The 21,306-nt window shown below is 74.3% G+C and carries 13 protein-coding genes; 4 read left to right on the forward strand and 9 right to left on the reverse strand.

Going from position 1 to position 21,306, the window contains the following annotated elements; translation table 11 throughout:
• Positions 1-27: 27 nt before the first annotated feature.
• On the reverse strand, positions 28-921 hold the full coding sequence (locus E4U91_RS05815) for a hypothetical protein (RefSeq protein WP_137305797.1): 894 nt from the start codon (positions 919-921) through the stop codon (positions 28-30).
• 141 nt (positions 922-1,062) lie between these two features.
• Positions 1,063-3,030 carry an acetoacetate--CoA ligase gene (locus E4U91_RS05820; protein WP_137305799.1) on the reverse strand — a complete coding sequence of 656 codons (1,968 nt, stop codon included), beginning with the start codon at positions 3,028-3,030 and terminating at the stop codon, positions 1,063-1,065.
• Positions 3,031-3,242: 212 nt separating this feature from the next.
• Here E4U91_RS05820 and E4U91_RS05825 point away from each other — a divergent pair, with 212 nt between their 5' ends.
• A complete protein-coding gene (locus E4U91_RS05825; RefSeq protein ID WP_137305801.1) occupies positions 3,243-5,609 on the forward strand; it encodes a glycoside hydrolase family 31 protein in 2,367 nt (788 codons plus the stop codon).
• Between the two features lie 18 nt (positions 5,610-5,627).
• Here E4U91_RS05825 and E4U91_RS05830 read toward each other — a convergent pair whose 3' ends face one another.
• Both E4U91_RS05830 and E4U91_RS05835 read right to left on the reverse strand, forming a co-directional pair.
• Positions 5,628-6,164 carry an NUDIX domain-containing protein gene (locus E4U91_RS05830; protein ID WP_137305803.1) on the reverse strand — a complete coding sequence of 179 codons (537 nt, stop codon included), beginning with the start codon at positions 6,162-6,164 and terminating at the stop codon, positions 5,628-5,630.
• A gap of 38 nt (positions 6,165-6,202) precedes the next feature.
• Positions 6,203-7,054 carry a M15 family metallopeptidase gene (locus E4U91_RS05835; protein WP_137310686.1) on the reverse strand — a complete coding sequence of 284 codons (852 nt, stop codon included), beginning with the start codon at positions 7,052-7,054 and terminating at the stop codon, positions 6,203-6,205.
• A gap of 147 nt (positions 7,055-7,201) precedes the next feature.
• Between E4U91_RS05835 and E4U91_RS05840 the strand changes: the two genes are divergently transcribed.
• Together E4U91_RS05840 and glpK are read left to right on the forward strand one after the other, a co-directional pair.
• Complete coding sequence (locus E4U91_RS05840) at positions 7,202-8,869, forward strand: GGDEF domain-containing protein (protein WP_137305805.1); 1,668 nt, start codon at positions 7,202-7,204, stop codon at positions 8,867-8,869.
• A gap of 418 nt (positions 8,870-9,287) precedes the next feature.
• Positions 9,288-10,808 (forward strand): glycerol kinase GlpK, encoded by a 1,521-nt coding sequence (gene glpK, locus E4U91_RS05845; RefSeq protein WP_137305807.1) that lies wholly within the window; start codon positions 9,288-9,290, stop codon positions 10,806-10,808.
• 129 nt (positions 10,809-10,937) lie between these two features.
• On the opposite strand, the gene E4U91_RS05850 is transcribed toward glpK, so the two are convergent.
• The 4 genes from E4U91_RS05850 to E4U91_RS05865 all read right to left on the reverse strand — a co-directional run bounded on the left by E4U91_RS05850 (position 10,938) and on the right by E4U91_RS05865 (position 15,467).
• Positions 10,938-11,543: a GTP-binding protein gene (locus E4U91_RS05850; protein ID WP_137305809.1), complete on the reverse strand. Its 606-nt coding sequence runs from the start codon at positions 11,541-11,543 to the stop codon at positions 10,938-10,940.
• 145 nt (positions 11,544-11,688) lie between these two features.
• Positions 11,689-12,084, reverse strand: a complete 396-nt coding sequence (locus E4U91_RS05855) for a DUF742 domain-containing protein (RefSeq protein WP_137305811.1) — start codon at positions 12,082-12,084, stop codon at positions 11,689-11,691.
• A 9-nt stretch (positions 12,085-12,093) separates the two neighbouring features.
• Complete coding sequence (locus tag E4U91_RS05860; protein ID WP_137305813.1) at positions 12,094-12,528, reverse strand: roadblock/LC7 domain-containing protein; 435 nt, start codon at positions 12,526-12,528, stop codon at positions 12,094-12,096.
• Positions 12,525-15,467 (reverse strand): nitrate- and nitrite sensing domain-containing protein, encoded by a 2,943-nt coding sequence (locus E4U91_RS05865; protein WP_137305815.1) that lies wholly within the window; start codon positions 15,465-15,467, stop codon positions 12,525-12,527. Before E4U91_RS05865 ends, E4U91_RS05860 begins: the two co-directional genes overlap by 4 nt.
• Positions 15,468-15,883: 416 nt before the next feature.
• Between E4U91_RS05865 and E4U91_RS05870 the strand changes: the two genes are divergently transcribed.
• Positions 15,884-16,531, forward strand: a complete 648-nt coding sequence (locus E4U91_RS05870; RefSeq protein WP_137310687.1) for a hypothetical protein — start codon at positions 15,884-15,886, stop codon at positions 16,529-16,531.
• A 101-nt stretch (positions 16,532-16,632) separates the two neighbouring features.
• Here the strand turns inward: E4U91_RS05870 and E4U91_RS05875 are convergent, their stop codons facing one another.
• Positions 16,633-21,267: a coiled-coil domain-containing protein gene (locus tag E4U91_RS05875; protein WP_137305817.1), complete on the reverse strand. Its 4,635-nt coding sequence runs from the start codon at positions 21,265-21,267 to the stop codon at positions 16,633-16,635.
• Positions 21,268-21,306 lie beyond the last annotated feature (39 nt).

A 21,306-nucleotide genomic window follows, 5' to 3' on the forward strand; every position in this document is an offset into this window, starting at 1 on the left:
CCTTCCGTGTGTCCGGGTGGTGCGGGTTCAGTGGCGGTGGCCCGGTGCGGGTCCCTCCTCTCCCAGGTCGGGGGGCACGCAGTAGTCGACGTCGGACTCGGGTGGGATGAGGTCGCCGGACGGGGCGTCGGTGCAGTAGGCGTCGAAGACCTCTCCGGCGGTGAGGGGTTCGAGGGTTCCGGTGCGGATCCGCCAGCCGCAGACGCGGTCGGGGGTGTCGGGTGCGGTGGTGCGCATGACGAGGCCGCCGGGGCTCCGGGTGGCGAGGCCGAGGGCGAGGACGGTGGTGAACTCCAGGGCCTCGGCCTCGTCGAGCCGGGTGGTGCCGTCGGCTGCCCGCTCGGCGCGGAGCACGGCCACCAGCGCCTCGGGGGTGCCGGTGACGCTGCACACGAGGTGGCGGTCGCCCGGTGGTGCGGCGTCGAGGATCCGCAGGAGGAGGTCGGAGGCCCGGGTGAAGGCGGCGTGGCCGATGTCCTCGCCGCAGAAGGCGCAGGAGCCCAAGCGGGCGAGCAGGGTGGAGGCGTACTCCCAGGTGGCCTGGCGGACGGCTTCGTCGACGAGGGCGGGGACGAGATCGGCCAGGGGCTGGCCCTCATAGGGCAGGGCGGGGCCGGTGGTCGCGAGTTCGGCGGTGAAGCGGGAGCGGGTGGCCGGGAGGTCCGGGTCGAGGCCGCGTTCGGTGCAGAAATCGGCGTACTCCACGGGGTCGAAGAGTGCCACGGTGGTGTGGTTGCCCTGGAGGGCTCGGGTTTTCAGCAGTGACTCGACCTGCCGCAGGTAGGCGGCGTGATCGTCGAAGGTGAAGCTGCGGTAGCGCCGCATGGCGCGGAAGTCGTGCTCGTCCGTGAGCAGGCCGATGGTGCCGGCGATCTCTCGACGCAGAGAGCGCCTCATGTGGTGGTCGTCGCTGTACTCCATGTCTCCCCCTGAGCGCAGTCGTCAATGCTCACTCACAGTAACCGGGGGCACTGACAACGCGGTCGCGTCCAGGGAAAAGCGCAGGTCACCATGGTCGGCGGGGCGCCATGGTGACCGTGCGTGCCGTGGGAGGGGGTCGTCTCAGGAGCGCTTGCGGGCGAGGTCCTCGTAGAAGTGCAGCAGTTCCAGGTTGTCGATGGAGCCGGGGTTGACGGCCTTGTCCAGCGGTGTGCCCTGGAGGAGGCGCTTGACCGGGACCTCGATGCGTTTGCCGGTGAGGGTGTGCGGGACGCCCGGGACCTCGATGACCTCGTCGGGGAGGTGGCGCGGGGAGAGCTGCTCGCGGATGGCCCGCTTGATGCGGTCGAGCAGCGCATCGTCGAGGACGGCGCCGGGGGCGAGGTGCACGAAGAGCGGCATCCAGTAGCCGCCGTCGGGCTGTTCGATGCCGATGACCAGGGATTCCTTGATCTCCGGCAGCCGTTCGACGACTTCGTAGATGTCGGCGGAGCCCATGCGTACGCCCTGGCGGTTGAGCGTGGAGTCGGAGCGGCCGTGGATCACGACGGAGCCGCGTGCGGTGATGGTGATCCAGTCGCCGTGGCGCCAGACGCCGGGGTAGGTGGCGAAGTAGCTGTCGTGGTAGCGGGTGCCGTCGGGGTCGTTCCAGAAGTGGACCGGCATGGACGGCATGGGGTTGGTGACGACGAGTTCGCCGACCTCGTCGACGACGGGGTGGCCCTCGGGGTCCCAGGACTGCAGGTCGGTGCCCAGGCCGGGCGCCTGGAGCTCGCCGGTGTGGACGGGCAGGGTGGGCACGGCGCCGGCGAAGCAGGAGCAGACGTCCGTGCCGCCGCTGACCGAGGCGATCCACAGGTCGTCGCGGACCTCGTCGTGCAGCCAGCGGAAGCCGTCGGGGGGCAGGGGCGAGCCGGTGGTGGCCACGCACTGCACCGCGGACAGGTCGTAGTCACGCGCGGGGTGCACGCCGGCCTTGCGGCAGGCCATGACGTACGCGGCGGAGGTGCCGTACAGGGTGGCGCCGGTGCGTTCGGCGATGCGCCACTGGGCGCCGGTGTCGGGGTAGCCGGGGCTGCCGTCGTACAGGACGATCGTGGTGCCCGTGAGGAGGCCGGAGACGAGGAAGTTCCACATCATCCAGCCGGTGGAGGTGTACCAGAAGAAGCGGTCCTCGGGTCCGAGGTCGCAGTGCAGGCCGAGTTGCTTGAGGTGCTCGACGAGGATGCCGCCCTGGGACTGGACGATGGCCTTGGGCAGGCCGGTGGTGCCCGAGGAGTAGAGCACCCACAGGGGGTGGGCGAAGGGCACCTGCTCGAAGACGGGTTCCGCGTCGCCGCCGGTCAGGGTGGCCCAGTCCAGGGCGCCCTCGGGGGCGTCGGTGCCGAGCAGCGGGATGTGCACGACGGCGCGCAGGGTGGGCAGCTCGCGGCGCAGTTCGGCGACGACCTCGCGGCGGTCGTGCTCCTTGCCGCCGTAGCGGTAGCCGTCGACGGTGAACAGCACGACGGGTTCGACCTGCTGGAAGCGGTCCAGGACGCTGCGGGCGCCGAAGTCGGGGGCGCAGGAGGTCCAGACGCCGCCCACGGCGGCGGTGGCGAGGAGCGCGACGACGGCCTGCGGGACGTTGGGGAGGTAGCCGCTGACGCGGTCCCCGGGGCGTACGCCGAGGGCGCGCAGTTCGGCGGCCAGGGAGCCGACCTGGCGGCGCAGCTCGGCCCAGCTGACCGGGCGGGGTTCGTGGGACTCGTCGACGTGCAGCAGGGCCGGTTCGTCCGCGCGGGTGTCGGCGGCGCGCAGGGCGTGCTCGGCGTAGTTGAGGGTGGCGCCGGGGAACCACTCGGCGCCGGGCATGGAGCGGTCGCCGAGCACGCGCGCGGGAGGCGTCGAGAACCGGACGTCGAACCAGTCCGTGACGGCCGTCCAGAACGTCTCGAGCTCGTCGACGGACCAGCGGTGCAGGGCCGCGTAGCCGCCGTCCGCGGGGGCTCCGTACCGCTGCGCGGCCCAGGTCTGGAACCTGGTCACCTGCGCACGGGCGATGCGCTGCGGATCGGGCTGCCAGAGCGGCTGGGGGTTCTCGGTCGACATGGGGCGGCTCCCGGACTGTGCGCGTCGTGTGCGTCACCCGCGCACGTGCGGGGTGTGCGCGTGACGCGGCTGACAGGGACGATGCCATGTGATCGACTTCCGCACCAGGGCGCGCCCCACACAGTCCGTGTCATCGAGATGTGGCCATGGCACGGGTGAACGGAAGTTGAACGCCACCCGCGCGTGGGGCGGTGAGTGGCAGGGTGAGCAGCATGGACGGTCGTGACCTGGTGCGTTCGGTGATGTCGGTCGGTTCCGCGGGGGCGGCCCAGGGGGTGCGGACCGTGCGGGCCGCCTGGCGCAGGCGGCGTGCGGACGCCTCGGGGCTGCCGACGCGTGGTGCCGAGCGCGCGCGGGTGCCCGGGGCCGTGGGGGACGTCGAGCCGGGTCCCGGGGGCGGTGTCGTCCACTTCGGCCGTTCGCGGCTGCGGGTGCTGGTCGCGGTGAACGGCGCGGTGTTCCTCGGCTGGGACGGGGCCGCTCCGGAGCCGTCGTACGCGCTGGCCGGCCGCTGTCCCGAGCCCGATCCGCGGGCGGTGCTGGAGCCCGACAAGGACGGCGGCTGGCGGGTCGTGGCCGAGCGGGTCACGGTCACCGTGTCGCGTCACGGCGCGGTCGACGTGTGCACGCCGGGCGGGGTGCGGTTGCGGCGTGACCTGCCGCCGCGCTGGTGGGAGCCGTCGGCCGGGGGGCCGGGGCGCTGGATGCTGCGGTCCGAGGTGGCGGCGGACGCGCGGTTCTTCGGGCTGGGCGGGCGGGCCTCGGGGCCGCGGCTGCGGGGTGGGACGTACCGCCTGTGGAACACCGATCCCGGGCGTCCCTTCGGGCCGGACGACGATCCGCTGTACCTCACCATGCCGGTGCAGCTGGTGGTGGCCGACGCGGGCACGCACCTGGTGTTCCACGACAACTCCTGGGACGGGACGGTCGTGCTGCGCGAGGGCGAGGAGGGGGCCGGATCCGGGCACGACCGGCCCGGGGGCAGCGAGCTGCGCATGGCGGGCGGTCCGCTGCGCTCCTGGGTCGTGGTGGGTACTCCCGCGCGCGTGCTGCTGGTGTGGGCCTCGCTGACGGGGGCGCCGGCGGTGCCGCCGGCGTGGGCGCTGGGGCACCAGCACGCGCGCTGGGGGTTCGGCAGCGAGCAGGAGGTGCGGCGGGTCGTCACCGGGTACCAGGAGCGCGGGCTGCCGCTGGACGCCGTCCACCTGGACGTCGACCACCACGACGAGCACCAGGTGTTCACCGTCGACCGGGACCGCTTCCCGAAGCTGCCGGTGCTGGCGGACGAGCTGCGGCGCGACGGGATCCACCTGGTGTCGGTCGTGGACCCGGCGGTCAGGGCGGCGCCCGGCAACGCGGTGTACGACGGCGGGCTCGCCGAGGACGCGTTCGTGCGGGACGGCTCCGGGCAGCTGGTGGAGGGTGTGGTGCGGGCCGGCGAGTCGGTGTACCCCGACTTCACGCACGCGCGGGTGCGCGCGTGGTGGGGCGGGCTGTACGCCGAGCGGCTCGCGCAGGGCTTCTCGGGGTTCCGGCACGACCTGAACGAGCCGACGTCGTTCACGACGTTCGGCGAGTCGACGCTGCCGCGGTCGGCCCGGCACGCGCTGGACGGGCGGGGCGGTGACCATCGCGAGGCGCACAACGTGTACGGGCTGTGCATGGCGCGGGCCGCGTACGAGGGGGTGCGCGAGCTGGCCCCGGAGCAGCGGCCCTTCGTGTTCTCACGATCCGGCTGGGCCGGCCTGCAGCGCTACGGCGGCACCTGGTCCGGGGACGTCGCCACGGGCTGGCCGGGGCTGCGGGCGTCCCTGTCCCTGGTGGTGGGCCTGGGGCTGTGCGGGGTGCCCTACTCGGGGCCCGACGTCAGCGGGTTCGACGGCAGCCCGTCACCGGAGCTGTTCCTGCGCTGGTTCCAGCTGGGCGCCCACCTGCCGTTGTTCCGCACGCACGCGGGCCCGCGCGCGGGGCGCAGGGAGCCGTGGGAGTTCGGCGCCGAGGTGCTCACGCACGCGCGTGCGGCGCTGCTGGAGCGCCGGCGGCTGCTGCCGTACTTCGTGACGCTGGCGCACGTGGCGCGGCGCACGGGGGCGCCCTACGTGCGTCCGCTGTGGTGGGGGTCGCCCGAGGACCGGACCCTGCGCGACTGCGGGGACGCCTTCCTGCTGGGCGACGCCCTGCTGGTGGCGCCGGTGCTGGATCCCGGTACCGACCGGCGTGCGGTGCACCTGCCGCGCGGGCTCTGGTACGACACGGCGACGCAGCGGGCGTACCAGGGGCCGGGGCAGGTGCTGGTGGACGCGCCGCTGTCCCGGATCCCGGTGCTCGCACGCGCGGGTGCCGTGCTGCCCGTCCGCGGGGAGAGCGGCGGTCTGGAGCTGGAGGTGTGGGCGCCCGCCCGGGGCCGGACGGGCGGGGGCCTGGTGGTGCGGGACGCGGGCGACGGCTGGGGCGAGCCGGAGATCGAGCGGTACGTCGCCCGGTGGGAGGGCCGCCAGGTCGTCGTCGAACGGGAGGGTGAGGACGGCGTGCGGGAGCCGTCCCACCCCGTGCGCGTACGAGGGCTCGCCGGGCGCTGAGCCCGGGCGCGGCCGGACTCAGATGTAGCGGCCCTCGAAGAACGCCCGCACCGCGTGCGTGTGCAGGGGGAAGGCGAGTTCCTCCGGTCGGCGCAGCAGGTGCCAGCCCTCGGTCTCGTCGGTCGCGGCCGAGGTCGGCAGCCGGTCGGCGGGGCGCTCGGGCAGGAGCCCGAACAGCAGCAGGTGTCCGTCGGGGGAGCTCATCGCGTCGACGAGCCGTACGTCACGGCTCGCGGCGTCGATGCCGGTCTCCTCCTTCAGTTCGCGGACGACGGCCTGCCGCCAGTCCTCCCGGTCGTCGATGTAGCCGCCGGGCAGGGCGATGCCACCGCGCGCGGGTTCGATGGTGCGGGTGATGACGACCAGGGCGGTGCCCTGGGTGTCGTACACGGGCTGGAGCGCGATCGCGACCGGCAACGGGTTGCGGTAGGCCACGGTGCCGCACGCGGAGCAGGTGCGGGGCCAGCCGGTGACGCCCTCCCCGTAGGGCGCTCCGCAGCGCGAACAATGCGCATCCTGTGCGGAGTTCGAAGTGGTGTGCTGAGTTTCGGACACGCGGCGGACTGTATCCGATCGCGGGGAGGGCGTCTTCTTCACCTGGCTCGTTGTCCGCGGGACAGGGACGCGGCGGAGACGGGGAAGTCGAAGTAGGTGTCCGGGTAGGGCTCGGGCTTGAAGGTGTAGTGCCACCACTCCTCGGCCAGGTTCACGAAGCCGAGGCTCTCCAGGGTGCCCTTCAGCAGCAGCCGGTGGGCGCGCTGTGCCCCCTGGATGCGGGAGTCGAGGGTGTGGGAGCGGGTGTCGAAGCAGTCGAACCCGGTGCCCATGTCCACGGAGTTGTCCGGGAACCGCTCGGCCCGGGGCGCGTAGCACGGCACGAGCGGCTGTCCGGGGTGGTAGGGCCGAGTCGGCCTCGCGGGCAGCTCGACGAGGGTGAGGTCCAGGGTGGAGCCGCGGCTGTGGCCGGACTTCTCGGCGATGTAGCCGTCCGCGAACAGCCGTGTCTTGTCGACGTCCGGGTAGAACTCCTGCTTCATCGCCTGGTCGTCGAGGTCCTCGGCCCAGCGGACGAAGTGGTCGACGGCGCGCTGCGGCCGGTAGCAGTCGTAGACCTTGAGCGTGTAGCCCTGGCGCAGGAGGCGCCGTTGGGCCTGGTGGAGCGCTTCGGCGGCGGGGCGGGTGAGGATGCACAGGGGCCGGCGGTAGCCGTCGATGCGCTCCCCCACGAAGTTGTGGACGGTGGAGTAGCGCATGTCCTGGAGGATCGTCGGGTCGACGGCCCTGAGGGACACGAAGTCCGCGGGCGCCTTCGGTTCCTGGTGGGCCCGGGCGGTCGCGGGGGCCGCGACGACGGTCAGCAGGGCGGTCAGCGCGGTGAGAACGGCGCAGGCCGAGCGGGTGAACCGCTGCCGGGTGACGGGCCGAGTGGAGCCTGCGGGGCGCATCCTGGGGGTTCCGGTCACTTTTCCTTCCATAGTTTTTGTCATGTCCTCCACGACGGACCCTCACACGCTGTGTGATCGGTCAGGAATCCTGCGTGAACGTCTCATGAACTGGCCCTGGGCGCACCCCGGCGGCGCCATCATGCTCCCGTGCGCTCCTGGACGGACACTCTCCGCTTCGCCTTCCAACCGGTGGTCAACCTGACCACCGGCGCCGTGGCCGGTCTGGAGATACTCGCCCGTCCGGAGGGCGGTGACGTCCTCGCGGAGGCCCGCCGCGACCCGGAACTCGACGGCGCGCTGGCCGTGTCGGCGATCCGGGCGGCCGCGCGCAAGGAGACGCTGCTGCCGCTGCACGTCAACGTGTTCGCGGGCACGCTGGCCGACCTCGGCGGGCTCAGCCCGCTGCACGACGCCGTGCGCGCCTCGGGACGGCTGCCGTGGGAGGTGACGCTGGACGTCGTGCCGCCGTTCACGCACGTCCCGCAGCAGGCCCTGCTGGAGGCGCTGGGCGGGCTGCGCGAGCAGGGGTTCCGGATCAGTGCGGACGGCGCCGGGGACGGTGACGTGCCCCTGCGGCTGCTCGTGGACATGGCGCCGGACCTCGTCAAGCTCGACCGGTCGTTGCTGCGGCGGCCGGCGGCGGTACGGGCGATGCGGACGCTGTGCGACGAACTGGGCGCGCTGCTGGCCGTGGAGGGCGTGGAGACCGAGCGGCAGTGCGCGGTCGCGGTGTCGGCGGGCGCGCAGCTGGCCCAGGGCGAGCTGTTCGCGCCGCCGGCCCGGCTGCCGGCCGCGGACGTGTACGTTCCGCCGCGCTTCCCCGGTGCGGTGGCGGCACCCCGGTCGGGGCCGTCGGTCCGGGAGTTCGTCCGGCCCGCGGCGCTGCTGCCGGTGACCGCCTCGGCCGGACAGGTCCGGGCGCTGCTGACGGGATCGCCGGACGTGTCCGGCGTGCTGCTCGTGGACCGCACGGGGGTGCCGGTCCGGTCGGTGCACCGGTCGCGCTTCCTGCTGTCCATGTCGGGCCGCTACGGGCACGCCCTGTACGCCGACCGGCCGGCGGCCAAGCTGGGCGATCCGCCCCGCACGGTCGGTGTCGACGCCACCGCCTGGGAGGTGCTCGACGTGGTGGCGGTCGGTGACCGCGACCGCACCTCGGACGACGTGGCCGTCGTGGACCGCCACGGCCGGTGCGTCGGCGTCGTACGGCTGGCGGACCTGGTACGGGCGCTGGCGGAGACCCGGGTCGAGGAGGCGGCGCGGCTCAACCCGCTGACGCGGCTGCCCGGTTCGGACGCGGTCACCGGTGAGGTGGACCGGCGGATCGCGGATGGGCGGCCGTTCGCCCTGAGCTGGCTGGATGTCGACCACTTCAAACAGGTCAACGACACGGCCGGGTTCGCGGCCGGCGACGAGCTGATCCGCGCGGTCGGGCGCACCCTGCACGGCGCGGCGGCGGCCGACCGGTTCGGCGCCACGCGCGTGGGCCACATCGGCGGGGACGACTTCCTGGTGCTCGCGGACCCGGAGGGGCTCGAGCCGGTGGCCGCCGCGGTGCTGGACCCGCCGTGGTCGGCGGCCGGCCGGCCGGTGACCCTGTCGCTGGCCACCGTGGTCTGCCCGCCGGGCAGCGTGGCCGGCCACCAGGAGGCCGCGGCCCGTCTGGCACCGCTGAAGAGGGCCGCCAAGGCCCTCCACGGGGCGAGTTGGGTGCTCGGCCGCGCGGGACTGCCCGGGCACGAGATCCGGCGCGGCTCGCTGCCGGTGCAGGCGGCCGGGTCGGCGCCGGTGGGGGCGGAGCCGGGGCTGGGCTGACGGACGGCTTCCGCCGGCCGGGGTGGGTCGGATTGTGACTGCGGGGGCTGGGCGGCCGGAGGTCGCGGTCGGATTCCCCACCGGAGGGGCCGTCGGCGCCCCCTGACTGCGACGGCTGAGCGGCCGGAGGTCGACCGACCTCCACGAGGGGCGGTTTTCGGCCTTCCCACTCGGTCGGAGTGGACGCAACAACCGTTGCTGCCGGGCTCCTTGACGCTCCCTGGCCGCCGGTGAACACTTCCGGGTGTCAGCCGACATCGCCGTACATTCTCGGCGGATCCCGGCATGCGTCCCGCGTGCCGTGCGGTCCACGGCCCCTCCCCCACCGGCGATTCGGCCACGACGGCACGCTCGTCACGGAGGCCGGGCGGGAACCCCCTGCGCGGCAGCCTTCTGCACCCGGCACGAGGGGGTAGCCATGACGGATCACGCCGATGGGTACGTCGCAGCGATCGACCAGGGCACCACCTCCAGCCGCTGCATCATCTTCGACCGCGACGGCGCGATCGTCGCCGTCGACCAGCGCGAGCACCGCCAGATCTTCCCCCAGCCCGGCTGGGTGGAGCACGACGCCGCCGAGATCTGGGCCAAGGTGCAGGCGGTGGTCGCCGGGGCGCTCGCCCGGGCCGGGCTGCGGGCCGGGCAGATCAGCGCGCTCGGCATCACCAACCAGCGCGAGACGACGGTGCTGTGGGACCGGGTCACCGGCAAGCCCGTGCACAACGCGATCGTCTGGCAGGACACCCGGACCGCCGCGCTGTGCGCCGAACTCGGCGGCCCGGACGGGCAGGACCGCTTCCGCGCGCGGACGGGCCTGCCCCTGGCGAGCTACTTCTCCGGGCCCAAGGTGGCCTGGCTGCTCGACAGGGTGCCGGGGCTGCGGGCGCGCGCCGAGCGCGGGGAGATCGCCTTCGGCACCATCGACTCCTGGCTCGTCTGGAACCTCACCGGAGGCACGGACGGCGGCCGGCACGTCACCGACGTCACCAACGCCGGCCGCACCCTGCTGATGAACCTGGAGACCCTCCAGTGGGACCCCTCCCTCCTGTCCGCGATGGACGTGCCCGAGGCGGTGCTCCCGGAGATCCGGTCCTCCGCCGAGGTGTACGGCACGGCGGTGGGCGTGCTCGACGGCGTACCGGTCGCCGCGGCGCTGGGCGACCAGCACGCCGCCGTGTTCGGCCAGGCCTGCTACGCCGTGGGCACCGCCAAGAACACGTACGGCACGGGGAGTTTCCTGCTGCTCAACACCGGCAGCCGGCCGGTGGCGTCGAAGCACGGCCTGCTGACGACGGTGGGCTACCGGATCGGCGGTGAGGCGCCCGTCTACTGTCTGGAGGGGTCCATCGCGACAACGGGCGCGCTGGTGCAGTGGTTCCGCGACCAGCTCGGCCTCATCCGGACGGCCGATGAGATCGAGACCCTGGCGGCGAGCGTCGACGACAACGGCGGCGCGTACGTCGTGCCCGCGTTCTCGGGACTGTTCGCGCCGTACTGGCGCCCCGACGCGCGCGGAGTCGTCACCGGTCTCACGCGCTACGTCACGAAGGCGCACCTCGCGCGGGCGGTGCTGGAGGCCACCGGCTGGCAGACGCGTGAGGTCGTGGACGCCATGCAGCAGGACTCCGGGGTGCAGATCACCACCCTGAAGGTGGACGGCGGCATGACCGGGAACGACCTGCTGATGCAGCACCAGGCCGACGTGCTCGGGGTGCCCGTGATCCGGCCCAGGGTCTCCGAGACGACGTGTCTGGGAGCGGCGTACGCGGCCGGGCTGGCCACGGGCGTGTGGAACGACCTCGACGAGCTGGCGGCGCACTGGCAGCCGGACGCCGAGTGGACGCCGGCCATGGACGTGTCGGTGCGGGAGCGCGAGTACCACCACTGGCGCCGGGCCGTGGAGAGGAGCTTCGGCTGGATCGAGGACGGCGACGCGTAGGCACGCGGTCCGCGCGGTGCACCACCTCGCGCTACGCGTGCGTGCGGGTCGCCCGGTGAGCCACGGCCCGTACCCCTGTCGGCGGGGGTACGGGCCGTGTCCGCGGTCCGCGGTGCGACGCCGGGCGGGTCAGGTCGTGACGGTCTGTCGGCGCTCGGCGCCGACCCGCATGGCGTGCTGGACCACGCCGACCAGGACGTCCTTGACCGACTCGCGGTCACGGGCGTCGGTCAGCAGCACGGGCACGTGGTCGTCCAGGTCGAGCGCCCGCCGTACGTCCTGGACGGGGTACCGGGGGGCTCCCTCGAAGCAGTTGACGCCGACGACGAAGGGGATGGCGCGCCGTTCGAAGTAGTCGACGGCCGCGAAGCAGTCCTCCAGGCGGCGGGTGTCGGCCAGGACCACGGCACCGAGCGCGCCCTCGGACAACTCGTCCCACATGAACCAGAACCGTTCCTGCCCGGGGGTGCCGAACAGGTACAGCACCAGGTCCTCGCGCAGGGTGATGCGCCCGAAGTCCATGGCGACGGTGGTGGTGTGCTTGCCCTCGACGCCCGTCGTGTCGTCGACGGGCCGCCCGGCCTCGGTGAGGAACTCCTCGGTGCGCAGCGGTCGGATCTCGCTGACGGCGCCGACGAGGGTGGTCTTGCCCACGCCGAAACCGCCGGCCACCAGGATCTTGAGCGTGACGGGCTCGACCGGGGGCTTGCCGCGCTCAGATCGCCCGAAGATCATCGGTCACTTCTCCTGCTCGATGGGGGGTCGGTGGGCGGGGGGACGTGGCCGCACGCTGTCCGTGGGGGTGCCGCCGCGGTCCGCCCGACGCTGTCTGCCGGTCACCTCGTCACCTCGTCGCCTCGTCATCTCGTGCCCGCCCTGCTCACAGCGCCCGGAGGCCGTTGATGACGTCGCGCAGAATGCTCTCGTCCGGCAGGTCGGCCGGGGGGACGGGCCGGTTGACGTGCACGAACCGGGCGTCCACCAGGTCGCCGACGAGGACCCGGACGACGCCGATCGGCAGGTCGAGTCCGGCGGCGAGTTCCGCGACCGACTGGGGAGCGTCACGGCACAGTCCGACGATGTCCACGTGCTCCGGGGACAGCGCGGGGTCGGTCTCCGGGTGGTCCGCGTCGGGCTCGGCGACGACGACCGCGATCAGGTCGAGGCGGTGCTGGGCCGCGTGGCTGGTGCGGCCCCGCGTCATGGCGTACGGACGGACGACCGGTCCGGCCTCGTCGTCGAACCAGTGGCTCCGTCCCTGACCCTCTGTGCTCATGCCATCCCACTACCCACCGGCGGGCAGATCGGTGCGCGGAGCGGTCCCCAGATGCACACCGACCCGCTTCACGAGCAGCGTCATCTCGTACGCCACCTGGCCGACGTCGGAGTCGGCGTCCGACAGCACGGCGAGGCAGCTGCCGTCGCCGGCGGCCGTGACGAACAGGAACGCGTCGTCGAGCTCGACCACGGTCTGCCGGACGCTGCCCGCGTCGAAGTGGCGGCCCACGCCCTTGGCGAGGCTGTGGAACCCGGAGGCCACGGCGGCCAGGTGTTCGCTGTCCTCACGCGTGAGGTCCTTCGACGCACCCGTCGCCAGGCCGTCGCCGGAGAGCACGACGGCCTTGCGGATGCTGGCCACGCGGTCGACGAGTTCGTCGAGGAGCCAGTTCAGCTCGTGGCCCTCGGTCGCGGTGTGGCCGGTCGCCTTCGGTGCGGTCATCGACCGTCCCCCTTAGTTCCTTGTGGTGCTGTGCCGCGGTGGGCGTCGTCGCCCTCGGCGTTCTCTGCGCGGCCGCGCTGCCAGCCGCGCTGGAGCGAGGCCATACGGCTGCGTACTTCGTCGGCGTCCCGGTCGGCGAGCTCGGGGCGGTCGGCGGTGCGCCGCGCGGGGCCCTCTCGCAGCTGGGGGGCCAGGTTGGCCTGCCGCACGCGTCGGGGCAGGCCGCCCGGGGCGGAGCCGGGCCCGTGCGCCGGGGGTCCTGCGGTGGTGTCGTCGGGGCCGCCCGGCTGTCCCGCGGGCGGGGCGTCCGCCGGGCGGGGCGCGGGGGGCCCGGCCGGTCGGGTCCGCTCGTCCCGGCGGTCGGGCGCGGCCGGGTCCTGCGCGGAGCGCTGGGGCAGGGCGGGCGGGCGGGACGGGCCGTCCGGGACGCGGTCCGGGCGGGACGTCGGGCGGCCGGTGGGCCGCTCGTCGGAGGCGCCGGCCCGCGGTGTCCGTGCCGCTGCACCACGGGTGGGCTGTTCGTCCGTGGCGTCGTTCCGCGGTATCTGTGCCGTGGCGCCGCGGCGGCGGGTCGGCAGGGGGGCGAGGGAGCCGCCGTCCGTGCGGCGGGCGGGGTCCTCGTCGGGCCCGCCGCGCCGGGACCGGCGGTCGCCGACGGGGCGTCCGTGCGAGCTGACCAGCTTCGGAGTGGTCCGGCGCGGCAGGACGACCGGGCCGTCGGGGTCGCCGGCCGCGCTGTCGAGCGGGGCGAGCAGGCCGCGGGGCTGGTCGTCGGCGGGGGCCGGCCGGTCGTCGTGGGCGCGGACGAGGGGGTGGCGCGGCAGGAAGAGCCCGCCGTGCTCGCCGTCGTCCTCGTCCAGCGCGTCCGGGAAGCCGGCGAGGGCGTCCAGGTCGACGGGCGCCTCGAGCTCGACCGGGCCGTCCAGCACGGGGGCGGGCAGTCCGGGGAGCTGGACCGCGGCGGCCGTGCGGCCGTCGGCGCCGTCCTTCTCCTTGGGCGGCCGTGGACGGTCCAGGCGGAAGCCGATGCCGTTGGTGTCGGGGACGTCGTCGGTGAGCAGGGCGTCCGGGATGAACACGACGGCCGTGGTGCCGCCGTAGGGGGACGGCTGCAGGGAGACGCGGACGTTCTGCCGCTGGGCCAGCCGGCTGACGACGAACAGGCCGAGCCGGTCGGTGTCGGACAGTTCGAACTCGGGGGTCTCGGCGAGGCGCAGGTTGGCGTCGAGCAGGGCCTCGGGGGCCATGCCGAGGCCGCGGTCGTGGATCTCCAGGGTGAAGCCGTTGGCGACGCGTTCGCCGAGGACCTGCACGGCGGTGTGCGGCGGGGAGAACACCGTGGCGTTCTCCAGGAGTTCGGCCACGAGGTGGGTGAGGTCGGCGACGGCGGGACCGGTGACGGCGACGCGGGGCAGGCGGCGGACCTCGATGCGCTCGTAGTCCTCGACCTCGGCCACGGCGGCGCGGACGATGTCCATCAGCTGGACGGGCTTGCGCCACTGCCGGGACGGGGCGGCCCCGGAGAGGATCACCAGGCCCTCGGCGTGGCGGCGCATGCGCGTGGTCAGGTGGTCGAGGCGGAACAGGTCGGCGAGCTCGTCGGTGTCCTCGGTGCGGCGCTCCATGGTGTCGAGGAGGGTGAGCTGCTTGTGCAGCAGGACCTGGCTGCGGCGCGCGAGGTTCACGAAGACCTCGGAGACGCCGGCGCGCAGCTCGGCCTGTTTCACGGCGGCCTCGACGGCGGCCCGCTGGAGGGTGTTGAGGGCCTGGGCGACCTCGCCGATCTCATTCTTCTCGTACTCCAGGCGCGGCACTTCGGTCTCGACGTCGACCTGTTCGCCGGCGGAGAGGCGGCGCATCACGCTGGGCAGCCGGACACCGGACGCCTCGTGGGCGTCGAGCCGCAGCTGGCGCAGGTCGCGGATGAGGCTGCGGCCGATGCGCACGGACAGGAAGAGGGACAGCAGCACGGCGACCAGTCCGAGGACACCGCCGACGGCGACCTTCAGGATGACTTCGACGGCGACCGGGCGGACGCGGTCCTGGTAGCGGTCGTTGGCCTGTTCGTCGAGGGTGCCGAGTTCCTGGAGGACGTCGCCGGCGGCGGTGTCCCAGCCGCGGGCGGTCACCCCGCGCGGCATGTCGCCCGGTTCGGTGGTGACGACGGCCCGTTCGGCGGCGCGCAGCGGTGCGGTGGTGGCGTTCGCCCAGAAGCGTTCGAAGCGTTCGCTCTCCCCGTCGGGCAGTTGGGGGAGGCTGATGGCGTACACCGCCTCGCGCTGGGCCTCGAGGTCGGACACCGCGCGGATCTCGGCGCGGGTGAGCCGGCCGGCCACGAGGGCGGAGCCGAGCAGGGCGTCCTCGCGGGAGACCAGTTCGCGGGCCCGGGCGACGTTGACGAGTGCGCGGTACTGCTTGTCCATCTCCACGCTGTCGACGGCGTCCAGCTTGGCGAGCAGTTCGTAGCCGGGGTCGACGAGGTGGTTGTAGAGGTCGAGGGCCTGAGCCCGGGTGACCGTGCGCTGGTCGACGCTCGTGCGCAGGGCGTCGACTCCGCCGAGGGCGTCCAGGACGGCGGTCAGTCCGTCGTTGTCGTCCTGGTCGAGGGAGTCGCGCAGGTCGGAGTCCTTGGCGTTGCGGCGCAGTTCGGCCGCGGCTTTGTCCGTCGCGGTGCGCGTGCGGCGCAGGGCGTCGAGGGCTCCGGCGGCCCGGGGGTCGGCGAGGTAGACGAGGCTCTGGCGGCGTTCCTGCTGGACGCCGCGGATGGTGTCCTCGACGGGGTAGCCGACCTTCTCCGTGGTCGTCGACACGGAGAACAGCCTGCTCGCCTCGCGGCCGGTGAGCACCGTGGCGAAGACCCAGATGGCGGTGAGGGACACCAGCGGCACGAGGAGCAGCGCCACGATCTTCCGGCGGATGGACTTCCCGCGAAAGCGCATGGCCTCCCCCAGCTCGGACCCCCGGCGGAGGGGGGTACGCGTGTGCGTCAACAAACGCGGGCGAGCCTACTACCGCCGCACAGTTAACTCGAAGAGCCGTCCGGAACCCGAACTTCCGCACAGGGGCTCGGACATGGGGAGGTGTCCGGGCATTGCGGGAGATGCCGCCCCACCTGGCGTACGGGCGGGGGGATCGGGTGGGAGCCACCGCTACGGCGAATTGGCCAGAATTTATCGTCGTGAGGGAATCTTCTGGGCGTCTTGTTCGTCCTTCTCATCGGGACGTGGGGCGGAATCGGCCAGTTGAGCCGGATGCGACCCCGCGGCGGCGTATATCAGCGCAAGCCGGGCAGCCACTGGGGAGCCGGGTCGTGATCCGGGCGAGTGGTCTGTCGGCGGTGGGGAGTGACACGGTGATGGGCACGGCGGAGCGGCGCGGAGCGCCCGAGGACGACGCGGTGGCGTACGAGGCGGCGTCGCGGGAACCCGGGGCACCGGATCGCGGTATTCCGGCAAGCGGACGCGACACGGCCGACCGACGCGACGCCCCGGTGGATGCGGGGGCGGGGACGGGGGACCGAGAGATGACGGCAGTGGGGATCGAGAGGACGGTCCGCCGCGGCGGGAGAGCCGCGCGGGCCGAGGTGCGGGACAGTGCCCGGGCGGAGCCCGAGTACCGGCCGCTGTGGGTGGAGGAGCCGGCCAGGCGGCGACGCCTGCCGGACCCGGTGCGGACGGCGGCGGTGCGCGCGGTGCTCTTCGCCGCCGTGACGCTGCTGCAGGCGATGGTGGCGTTCCTGTGCGCCATGGCCGGGTCGTGGCTGGCCTTCCCCATGGTGATCAGCAGTGTGGTGAGCACGATCGCCGCCACGTGGGGTGTGCTCGACGTCTGGGTGACGCGCCAGGTGTGGAACCAGCGCCACGGCGTCGTCTCCACCCCGAGCAGCACCGCCCGTGCCCTGCGCCGGGAGCGGCGCCGGGCACAGCGTCAGGAGCGCGCCGCCGAGCGCGCCCAGGGGCGCATAGGCCGGCGGAGCGGCGCCGGGCAGCTGTCGCACTCCTGAGACAGGCGGACGACCGGGCGGGGCACTTCCTGACGGACGTGCCCCGCACCGGACCCGCACCGGACGCGCAGCGGCCACGGCCGCCGGTCCCGGCCCGGGGTCTACGACCCGGTGGGCGCCGGCCGCTTGAACATCCGCGTCGCCGTAATCTCGCTGTGCACCGTCTCCCCGGTGGGGGCCTGCTGCGGCAGGCCCGGCCGCAGATGCTCCTCCACCCGGATGTACTTCAGGCCCGCCCGTAGGTCGGCGTCGTTGCGCAGCCGGATGACCAGCGGGAACTCCGCCAGGGCCGTGGTGTCGAACAGGCCCGTGGTGTAGAGGAGCTGGACACCGAGGGCGTCGGACACCGCACGCTGGAGTTCCAGCAGGTACGTGGCGTTGGCCCGGCCGATCGGATTGTCGAGGAACAGCGTGCCCGCGTGCCGCTGGCGGTCGTGGCCCCGGTCGTTGGAGCGCAGGGCGGCCATCGTGCAGTACAGGGCGATGGCGGCCGTCAGCAGCTGGCCGCCGGAGAACACGTCGCCCATCTGACCCACCGGCACCCGCTCGGCGCGCAGCACCGCGTCCGGCTTGAGGATCTCGACGGCCACCCCCTTGGGCTGCAGGGCCGCCGCCACTCCGCGCAGCAGCAGGGACATGCCGTCGCGCCGCAGGTCGGAGTTCTTCTTCACGGCCGCGCGAGTGGCCTCGTCGACGACCTCTCCCAGCCGCTCGGTCAGCGTGGCCTGGTCGGGCTCCTCGAAGCGGATGCGCAAGAACTCCTGTCCGGACCACTCGCCGAGCCCCTCGGGCAGCCGGGAGAGCCGCTGCGCGGACCGCAGGGTGGCAAGGGCGGACTCCACCAGCCCGCGCAGCCGGTCCACGATCGAGTCGCGGTTGCGCTCCAGTTGCGCCAGCTCGTCGGTCAGCACCCGCAGCCGGGGCGCGAACGCGTCGGCCCACTTCTGCGCGTGCTCGGGCAGCGCGGAGGCGGGCAGCTCACGGATCTGCTGGCGTGCGGGGGTGCGGACCTGCTCGTAGCGCGTGGAGTTGGCGTGCCGGACCAGCACGTCGCTCGCCTCGCGCACGGCGGCCTCGGCCGCGGACAGGTCGGCGGCGCAGCCGCGCAGCGAGCGGCGGGTCTCGGCGGCCGACTGCCGGGCGTCCTCCAGGCTGCCGGGGTACGGCTCCGGCTCCTCCTGCTCCTCGTCGGTGGTGTGTTCGCGCAGCAGGTCGCGGAGCATGGCGGCGATCTCGTCGAAGCCGCCGGCCGCGTCCTCGGCGGCGCGGTGGGCGTCGAGGAGTTCGGCGTGCGCCTCGCGGGCCTGGCCCAGCGCCTCGGTGCGGGAGGCGACTTCGGCGGTCGCGGTGCGCAGCAGGGCCTGGGCGTGCTCGGCGTCGCGCGGCTGGAGCTCCTCGGACAGCTCGGTGTGCGCCTCGCCGTCCTCGGGCGCGTGCCGTTCGGCCTCGCCGCGCAGCCGCCCCAGTTGCTCGCTCGCGCTGGACACGCGCGTCTCCAGGAGCTGCACCAGTTCCTCCGCGCGGGCGGCGGCGGCCTGCCGGGACGGTCCGTCGGAGCCGTCGGGCGACTGGAGGAGCTGCTCGGCGCGGGTGCGCACCTTGTTGCTCAGCCGGTCCAGTTCGGCCCGGGCCGCGCTCTCGTCGCTCTCCGCGCGGGCCTGCTCGGCGCGCAGGTCGGCGCCGACACCGACCTTCTCGTACAGCTGGGAGGCAGCCCGGTAGGCCTCGCGCAGGGCGGGCAGGGACGCGTCGGGCGCCTCGTCGCCCTCGCCCTGGGGTACGTCGTCGGGGGCACCGGCGACCTCGGCGCGCTCGGCGCGCAGGGCACGCGCGGTGCGGCGGGCGTCGTCGGCGGCGCGCTGGGCGGCACGCCGGTCCTCGTCGGCGGCGCGGGCCCGCTCGAGACAGACCTGGGCGCGGGCCTCGGACCCGGTGGCCTCGTCGGCGAGTTCACGGAGCCTGGCCTGCCAGCCCGCCCGCTCGCGCAGCCGGAAGGCGAGGCCGGCGAGGGCGTCGGCGGCGCGCCGGGCCTTCTGGGCGGCCTCCTGCTTCTCGTCCCGCACCCTGGAGGCCTCGGCGGCTGCCTCCTCGGTCTCGGCGCGCACGGTCCGTGCCTCGGTGAGCTCGGCCTCGGCCTCCTCGGTGAAGGCCCGGGCCTCCTCGGCGGCACGGGCGAGTTCGGCGAGCCGGCCGGCCGGGCAGCCGGTGCGCCACGAGGTGAGCCGCGCGGACAGTTCCCGGTCCTTGCCGAGCCGGGCGGCGAGGCGGCGAATCTCCTCGTCGCGCTCGGTGGCGCGGGCGCGCAGGGCCTGCCGTTCCTCGTCGGCGGCGTGTTCGTCGTGCATGGCCGGGTTCGGCGGGACGAGGAACACCTCTCCGCCGAGGGAGTCCTCGGCCGGGGTCGGGGCGAGCAAAGCGGCGGCCGTGCCGACGGCGACCGCGGAGCGCGGCAGCAGGGCGGCGTCGCCCAGCGCCTCCCGCGCTCGTGCGTGCGAGTCGGGGTCGGTGATGATCACACCGTCGACCAGCTCGGGGCGCGCGGCCAGCACCCGCGCATGGTCCGCCGGGTCGACGGCCTGGGCGAGGTAGCGCCAGCCGGGCAGCGCGGGGATGCCGTGCTCGCCGAGGAACTCGACGGTGGCCAGGACGTCCGGACCGGGCGGCAGCAGGCCGCCGTCGCCGAGGGCGCCGAGGATGCGGGCGTCGTCGGCGGCCGCCGTCCGCAGGTCGAACAGCTGGCGCTCGGCGGACGCGACGGCGTCGTCCAGCAACTGGCGCAGCTCGTCGGCGCAGCGGTCGAGGTCCTCGGCCGCGAGGGCGCCGTCCTCCGGGCTCCCACCGTCCTCCGGGGCCGCGCTCTCGTGGCGCGGGCGCGGGATGCTGGTGCGGCCGTCGGTGAGCCCCAGCAGCTCCGCCAGCCGGTCCTCGCCGGCCAGCGCCTCGGCGAGGCGGCGCTCCCCGTCGTACGACCGCTGCGCCGCCGTCGCCGCGTCGGCCGCGCGGGCCGCGGTCAGTTCGGCGCGGGACTCGGCGGAGGCGGCCTCGCGCGCGTGCTCGCTCGCCCGGCGGGAGGCCTCCCGGGCGGTGTCCCAGGCGGCGACGGCCGTCTTCTCGGCGTCGCTGGCGGCGAGGGCCGCCCGGGCGGGGTCGGCGTCGGGGGCGCTGTCGTCGAGCCAGCCGGCCCGGACGGCCTCGGCAGTCTCCTGCTCGACCTCGGCGAGCCGCTGGCGCAGGTGCCCGGCCTCGCTGCGGGCGCGCTGCGCCTCGGTGGCGGCGGCGGTGGCGTCACGGTGGGCCGCCTCGCCGACGTCCTGGAGGGAGGCCGATCGCTCCTCCTCCTCGTTGGCGAGGTGCTCGGCCCGGTCGGCAGCCGCGTGCAGGGCCCGGACGAGGTCGACGGCGGCCTTGGCGCGGGCGGCGAGCGCGGGGGCCGCGTCCCGCTCGGCCTCCTGGATCGCCACGGACACGCGCGCGGCGCGGTCGGCCGAGGCGCGGTGGCGCAGCACGGCCTCGGCGGCCTGCCAGGCGGCGTGCAGGGTGCGGGCGTCGGCGAGTTCACGCTTCTGCGCGGCGGCGGACTTCTCGGCCCCGGCGAGCGCCAACGAGGCGTGCCGATAGGCCAGTTCGGCGGCGACGAGCGCGCTGCGCCCGCGGGCGGCCTCGGCGTGCGTGACGGCGTGGGCGGCACCGGTGACCCGCTGGGCGAGGTCGGCGGCACGGGCGCGCTCCTGCGCGGCGCGCGCGGAGAGCCGTCGTGCCAGCGTGCGCGTGCGGCGCTCGGCGGCCGTGTGGATCTCCCGGGCCCGCGCGCGGGTGTCGGCGGCCTCGACGATCCGGCCGAGCAGGTCGACGGAGCCGGCCGTGAAGTCCCGCTCGGCGATCAGTTCGGCGCGCCGACCGAGCTTGTTGCCGAAGCCGCTGACGAGGTCGGCGAGGCCATCGGTGTCGCGGGTGTCGGTGACGGCGCGCAGCAGCAGGTCGGTGAAGTCGGAGTCCTTCTTCACCGCGAACAGGCCGGCCGCCTCGCCCTCGTCGGCGTTCATCTCGCGCTGGTAGCGGAAGAGTTCGGGGTCCAGGCCGAGGTCGCCGAGGTGTTCGGTCCAGCGCTCGTGGATCTCCTCCCAGTGCACCTCCAGGTGCGGGTACGCCTTGCCCGCCTCGGTGAGGGCGTCGCGGAAGCCCTTCATGGTGCGCCGGCGGCCCTGTGCGCCGGACTGGCCCTCGACGGGCGGCCGTACGGCGGTGGCCTCGGCGACGGGGAGGTTGTCCAGGGCGAGTCCGGGCCCGGGGCGGAAGGAGTACCAGGCCTCGGCGAACTTGCGCGGGTCGTTGGACACCTGGCGGCCGCGCCACTCGCTGACCTTGCCGACGACGACGCACTCGCCGGTCTGCACGTGCTGCCATTCCAGGGCCACGTGGCCGCAGTCGTCGGCGAGCAGGAACTTGCGCAGCACGCCGGAGCTGGCGCCGCCGAGGGTGTTGCGGTGGCCCGGCAGCATCACCGAGAAGATCAGCTTCAGCAGGACGGACTTGCCGCCGCCGTTCTCCAGGAAGAGCACGCCGGCGGGCGCGGGACGGCGCGGCGGGCCGACCGGCTCCTCCTCGAAGAACTCCGCCTGCGCGGGGGCGGGGTCGGGCACGACGTCACCCACCCCGCGCAGGTCGAGCACGGTGTCGGCGTAGCGCGCACCGGCCGGCCCGATGGAGTAGAGGCGGACCCGGGACAGCTCGTACATGGCGGACTCTCGTCAGTCTTCTGGCGTTTCGGGAGGGTC

The sequence above is a fragment of the Streptomyces lasalocidi genome, from assembly GCF_005280215.1.
GTDB classification, from domain to species: domain Bacteria; phylum Actinomycetota; class Actinomycetes; order Streptomycetales; family Streptomycetaceae; genus Streptomyces; species Streptomyces longwoodensis.

Excerpts from the sequence above, each read along its gene's own strand:
- E4U91_RS05875 (WP_137305817.1), bottom strand. The coding sequence starts at position 21,267 with ATGTACGAGCTGTCCCGGGTCCGCCTCTACTCCATCGGGCCGGCCGGT.
- E4U91_RS05855 (WP_137305811.1), bottom strand. The coding sequence starts at position 12,084 with ATGAGCACAGAGGGTCAGGGACGGAGCCACTGGTTCGACGACGAGGCC.
- E4U91_RS05825 (WP_137305801.1), top strand. The coding sequence starts at position 3,243 with ATGGACGGTCGTGACCTGGTGCGTTCGGTGATGTCGGTCGGTTCCGCG.
- glpK (WP_137305807.1), top strand. The coding sequence starts at position 9,288 with ATGACGGATCACGCCGATGGGTACGTCGCAGCGATCGACCAGGGCACC.
- E4U91_RS05820 (WP_137305799.1), bottom strand. The coding sequence starts at position 3,030 with ATGTCGACCGAGAACCCCCAGCCGCTCTGGCAGCCCGATCCGCAGCGC.
- E4U91_RS05860 (WP_137305813.1), bottom strand. The coding sequence starts at position 12,528 with ATGACCGCACCGAAGGCGACCGGCCACACCGCGACCGAGGGCCACGAG.
- E4U91_RS05835 (WP_137310686.1), bottom strand. The coding sequence starts at position 7,054 with ATGCGCCCCGCAGGCTCCACTCGGCCCGTCACCCGGCAGCGGTTCACC.
- E4U91_RS05850 (WP_137305809.1), bottom strand. The coding sequence starts at position 11,543 with ATGATCTTCGGGCGATCTGAGCGCGGCAAGCCCCCGGTCGAGCCCGTC.
- E4U91_RS05870 (WP_137310687.1), top strand. The coding sequence starts at position 15,884 with ATGGGCACGGCGGAGCGGCGCGGAGCGCCCGAGGACGACGCGGTGGCG.
- E4U91_RS05815 (WP_137305797.1), bottom strand. The coding sequence starts at position 921 with ATGGAGTACAGCGACGACCACCACATGAGGCGCTCTCTGCGTCGAGAG.
- E4U91_RS05865 (WP_137305815.1), bottom strand. The coding sequence starts at position 15,467 with ATGCGCTTTCGCGGGAAGTCCATCCGCCGGAAGATCGTGGCGCTGCTC.